3 protein-coding genes and 1 pseudogene are annotated in these 6,106 nt (G+C 25.3%); 2 read left to right on the forward strand and 2 right to left on the reverse strand.

Annotation, left to right across the window (positions count from 1 at the left end):
• The first annotated feature begins 163 nt into the window (after nt 1-163).
• Nucleotides 164-3,385: a collagenase gene (locus tag GBZ86_RS11355; protein WP_152890758.1), complete on the forward strand. Its 3,222-nt coding sequence runs from the start codon at nt 164-166 to the stop codon at nt 3,383-3,385.
• Between the two features lie 282 nt (nt 3,386-3,667).
• A complete protein-coding gene (locus GBZ86_RS11360; protein WP_152890760.1) occupies nt 3,668-4,672 on the forward strand; it encodes a phosphatidylinositol-specific phospholipase C in 1,005 nt (334 codons plus the stop codon).
• 68 nt (nt 4,673-4,740) lie between these two features.
• Here the strand turns inward: GBZ86_RS11360 and GBZ86_RS11365 are convergent, their stop codons facing one another.
• Together GBZ86_RS11365 and GBZ86_RS11370 are read right to left on the reverse strand one after the other, a co-directional pair.
• Nucleotides 4,741-5,319, reverse strand: coding sequence for a PepSY domain-containing protein (locus tag GBZ86_RS11365; RefSeq protein WP_152890762.1), 579 nt, complete (start codon nt 5,317-5,319; stop codon nt 4,741-4,743).
• 298 nt (nt 5,320-5,617) lie between these two features.
• A pseudogene (locus tag GBZ86_RS11370) lies at nt 5,618-5,980 on the reverse strand (beta-N-acetylglucosaminidase domain-containing protein); the annotation flags it as partial.
• Nucleotides 5,981-6,106 lie beyond the last annotated feature (126 nt).

A 6,106-nucleotide genomic window follows, 5' to 3' on the forward strand; every position in this document is an offset into this window, starting at 1 on the left:
GTAATAATAATCAAAAAAATTAAATATATTTTAATTTCTATTAAAATATAAGTAATAAAATTACAAATAAAATTTGAATTATAATTTTATTTTGCTATAATTATAGTTAAATTTAATTTTTAACTATAATTAAACTAAAGATACTTAACTTAGGAGGATATTTATGTCTATAAGAAGAAATTTAAGTCTAAAAAAAATCTTAATTAAAAAAGGAGTAAGTTTAATTACTATAGCATCTTTAATTAGCTGTACAAGCTCAACTATTGTTTTTGCACAAGAAAATAATAGTAATTCTAATGCAACTACAAATCAATTATATGGTAACAGACAATATACTTATCAATATTTAAATAGCTTACCCTATGATGAACTAGTAAGTTTAATAAAAAAAATAAGTTGGCAACAAGTACCAAACTTATTTGATTTTAATGGTGATAGTTATGAATTTTTCTCAAATAGTGATAGAGTACAAGCTATTATTGATGAACTTGAAAGAAGTGGGGCCTCCTTTACTGATAAAAATAATGAAGGAATACCAACTTTAGTAGAATTTTTAAGAGCAGGATTTTATTTAGGCTACTACCATGAGCAATTATCTTATTTAAAAGATATAAACTTTAAAAATAGATGTTTACCTGCACTTAGAGCTATAGAAGCAAATCAATACTTTGCTTTAGGAACTCCAGCACAAGATAGTGTTATTGAAGCTTTAGGAAATTTTTCAGGAAATGGTTCTTTAGATGTGGGAATAATAAATAAATTAAGTAACATTTTAGGTGACTATTATACTCATTTATATGATTATGCTAAAGATAATGGAAAAGGAAGAGCTTTATATGCTGTAATAAAAAATGTTGATTATTTTTTATATTCTGAAATGCTAAACCATGGATATAAAGCTAAAAATACAGCTTATTATGGACAGATAGATAACTATTTAGATAAATTAGGTAATTTAGCTGAAGTATCTAGTTCACTAGATTCAAATAGTGATTGGTTAAAAAATAATTTAATTTTTTATACTGGAAAAGACTCTGTTTTTAGTGTAGATCCTATAAATAGTCAAGATGTTTTAACTAGATGTGCTAAAAAATATCCTTATTTATCTCGTCAATATATAGAAGTGCTATTTTCATTAAAAACTTATTTTAAAGGAAAATTTTCAGATGGTAGTTCTATAGAATATGATAAGAAAATGGATACGGCTAAAGAAAAATATCTTCCTAAGACATATACTTTTGATAATGGAAAAATAATAGTTAAAACTGGTGATAAAGTCAGTGAAGAAAAAGTAAAGAGACTTTATTGGGCATCAAAGGAAGTAACCTCTCAATTTATGAGAGTAGTTGGAAATGATAAACCTTTAGAAAAAGGGCATGCAGATGATGTTTTAAAAATAGTTATATATAATTCACCTAAAGAATATGAATTAAATCAAAAACTATATGGATATAGTACTGATAATGGTGGAATATATATTGAACCAGTTGGAACTTTTTTCACTTATGAAAGAACACCTGAAGAAAGTATTTATACTTTAGAAGAATTATTCCGCCATGAATTTACACATTATTTACAAGGAAGATATTTAGTTCCAGGAATATGGGGAAAGGGAAAATTTTATAAAGGAAACCCAACTAGATTAACTTGGTTTGAAGAAGGTTCAGCAGAATTCTTTGCAGGTTCAACAAGAACTAATGATATTCAACCAAGAAAATCAATAATTCAAAATTTATCACCTGATAGAACTAGAAGAGAAAATTCAAATGAAGTATTACATGCTAAATATGGGTCATGGGATTTCTATAATTATGGAGATGCATTTACAGACTATATGTATAGAGAAAATTTAAATGAATTACAAACTATAAATAATGATATTAAAAATAATGATGTTACTGGATATGATAATTATATAAAATCATTAAGTAGTGATTCTTATGTGGATGAAGCATATGAAAATCATATGGATAAACTTATTAATGAATTACCTAATTTAAATGTTCCACTAGTTTCAGATGACTATACAAAACCACATGAATATAAAAAATCAGATGAGATTTATAATGATATAGAATCAGTAATTTCTATGAAAAACGTTAAAACAAATGAAGAAAAATCACAGTTCTTTAAAACTTTTAATTTAGAAGGTAGTTATATTGGCGGAAAAAGTGTGGATAAAGTAACTGATTGGAAGGACATGAATACTAAAATTAATAAAGCCTTAAAAGATTTAGATAAAAAAGTATGGAGTGGCTATAAAACTATAACAGCATATTTTACAGACTATAAAGTAGATAATAATGGCAACTATAATTTCCAAGTTCATTTCCATGGTATATTAACAAATGATAAAACACCTAGTAAAATAGAAAACAAATTACCAGTATGTAAAATAGTCTCAGATAAAATAAACGTTAACACTTGCGATAAAATAAGCTTTACTGGTAAAGATTCTAAAGATGAAGATGGAAGTATTAAATGTTATAATTGGGATTTTGGTGATGAAACTAAAGCAGAAGGAGTTAATGTAGAACATAGTTTTTCTAAAGAAGGAGATTATAAGGTTAAATTAACAATTACTGATAATAAAGGTGGAGTTTCAAGTAAAACTATAGATATTAATGTTAAATCTAAAAAGCAAGATATAGGGCATATAAAAGAAAATGAACCTAATAACTCAATAAATGAAGCTATGGGTATCTTTACAAGTGATAACCCTATAAATGCTACATTATCCTATGATGATTCTAAAGATTTATATTACTTTGATATTACTAAAGAAGGTGATGTAAATATAAAATTAAATAATAAAGATAATTATCCTATAAATTGGTATGTTACAAATGAAGAAGATTCATCAAGCTATGTAGCTTATGCTGATACAAATGGAAATATGTTAACAGGAAAATTCCATGGAAAACCAGGAAGATATTATTTAACAGTATATACATATAATCATGAAAACACCAAAGGAAATTATACTATTGAAGTAAATGGAAATTTAAAAGCATTTGATAAATCAGAAAGTAAAAGAACTATAAATGAAAAAGAAAATAATAATGAATTTGAAAACGCTATGACAGTAGCTAATGATTCTATTATAAAAGGAAGTGTATCAGCTACTGATGATAAGGATATTTATAAAATTACTATAAAAGATCCAAGTAAATTAAATATTAATTTACTTTGTAATTCTAATGCAGGAATAAACTGGCTTTTATTTAAAAAAGATGATTTAGAAAATTATGTAACTTCTGCTAATATTAATGGAGGCCTATTAAAAAATAATTATAATGCTGAACCAGGTGAATATTATTTATGTGTATATAAATATGACAATGGAAATAAACAACCTTATACTTTAAGTTTAAATTGTAAATAGTATAAAACTATTTAATTATTACTAAAGTAAAAATATAAATAAAAGTTCGATTTTTTATATCAATTTATTAGAAATAAAAAATCGAACTTTTTAAGTTTTTTATAAAATTCTTTTTTTAACCTAATACTTTAACTTAACTTTTATTTTTATAAAAATCTTTTTATAAAAATAAACCCCATTCTTTAGTGACCAAAATAAACTTAACTTAATATAATAAAGTAAATAAAAAAATTATAATTGGAATCTTATTTTAATCATAAAATTTCAGAAAGGAGTTTAATTATGGGTAATTGTATTGATTATGCATATTCTCATGATGATGGTATATGCGCAGGAGAACCTAGATGGTTGAGTAAATTAGATCAAAATACTAGACTTTCTCAGTTATCACTTCCCGGAACACACGATACTATGTCTCTTGGGTGGGGAGGAGATATAGCTCAAACTCAATCAAAAAGTTTAGATAGTCAATTAAATTCTGGTATTCGCTTTTTAGATATTAGACTAGCAGCAAAACCTAACTCTAGTGATCCTTTAAAAGCACATCATGGCATTGTTTATTTACACTCTTCATTTAAGAAAATTTTAGATATAGTAACTAAATTTTTAGCATTTAATTATACAGAAACCGTAATAATGAGAATAAAACAAGAAAACACAAAAGAAAGTGATGCCACCTTTCTTAATTTACTAAGGAAATTCACAGATGATCCAAATTATTCACAATTTATATATAATTTTACTGGAAATGTTAATCCTACTTTAAATGAAATGAAACGTAAAATTGTAATTCTTCAAAACTTTGGAGGAGAATTAAAATGGATACCTTATACTAGTACTTTTACTATACAAGATAGCTATGACTTAAGAAACAATTGGGATTTATATAAAAAATGGAATTCTGTAAAAAATCATCTGTATAATGCAAATTATAGTGCTTCAAGAAATGTTGCAAAAGGTTTTATAAACTATCTTAATGGTAGCGGAGGAGTTTTTCCATATTTTGTAGCAAGTGGACATAGTAGTCCTCAAACTAATGCTCCTCTTTTATCTACAGGTTTAACTGAACCAGCATTTAAAAATCATTATCCAGATTTTCCTCGTATCAATCGTTTAGGAGTATTTTCAACAATTGCTTTCCAAGGAACTAATAAACTAACTAAAGCATATATAGATCAAAATAAACCTTCCTATGTTGGAATAGTGGTAGCAGACTTTCCACAACAAGGGTTAATAAATAGCATTATTAATGTAAATAAAATAATTAGAAATTTTACTCCTAGATAAATTTTTTTTCATTATAAACAATAATCCTTTTAAAAAATAATATTATAAAAATTATTATGTATTAAATTTTAATTTGAAGGTTCACTATCAAAGTCAATAATATCTCCATTTGTAGCATTTACAGAAATATCATATTGCATATTTTCTTTCTTTAATTCAGCTTCATATTTTGCTCCATTATCATCATCATTATCAAGTTTAAAGCTTACAAAAGTACCATCAGGAACTTTACTCAACATTATTTCTTTAGCTTTTTCTTCCCCTATGAAATTAGCAGTATTACTTGGAGAATTATCTAAGTTTTCTTGTTCAAAGGCAATTATTTCTCCAGTTTGAGCATCCACATCAACTTCATATTCTAGATTGTTTGCCACTACAGTTCCTTCATACTTAGGTTTGTTATCATCAGCATCATAAGAAAATTTTGTTATATTTCCATTAGGAACTTTATTTAACATAACTTCTTTAGCTTTTTCTTCAGTAATATTATTAGTTGAATTATTTGTATTGCTTGCATTATTTGAATTTTGAGAAGTAGCGGTACTGTTAGCATCAGCTTCATTGTTATTTCCACACCCCATAAATAAGGCAGATGTACCTACTATAAGAGTTGCAGATAAAATACAACTAATTAATTTTTTATTCATAAATATCACTCCTTTAAATTATTAGCAATTTTAAAAAATATACTTTACTACTTGTTATTATATACCTTTCTTAAATTTAAACTAATTTAGGGGTTTTAAGAAAAATAACTTTTATATTACTTACTTTTAAATAAGCACTAAGTTTTTTTAGTTTTATTTGAAAAAAAGAAATAAAATACCCCTAATATTTATAAGTTTTAAAAATTTAGGAAAATTTATTTGCTAATATTTAAAAGTGATTTTTTATGTTTTTTCTTAATAATTGTTTAAACTAATATGTAAATTTAATGGAATAATTTTTAGTTTTCATGAATTCTCTATTAAATCTATTTAAAAATTCTGCTTGTTTAACTCCTTCTAATGTATCTATGTCATCCCACAATATAGCAAAGTTTCTTACTCCCATATCATATAAGGATTCAGCTTTATTAAGTAAAGCTTGAAAGTCAGCTTCCCCTTCTTCACCATGAAATTTAACATCTAATCCTGGAGATATAGCAAATATAAATTCAACTTTATTTTCTTTAGCTGTATTTATAAGTTCTCCCATTCTTTCAAGTTCACTTTCAGGGTAAGGTTCTCTCCATTTATCTCTATGGTATGGGTCATCCTTTGGAGCATATATATACATATTCATTTTATTATCACCATAAAATTTCAGTTAGTGTAAAGTTTCTACACTACTTTTCTTTTTAAAATCTTTATATATCAAGGTTTCGAAAGTTTTTTTGCATAAAAAAACAACGACCCCCTAATTTCATGTTAAAATTGAATCTCAAAACCACAA

This window comes from Clostridium tarantellae (assembly GCF_009295725.1).
In the GTDB taxonomy this organism is placed as follows: domain Bacteria; phylum Bacillota; class Clostridia; order Clostridiales; family Clostridiaceae; genus Sarcina; species Sarcina tarantellae.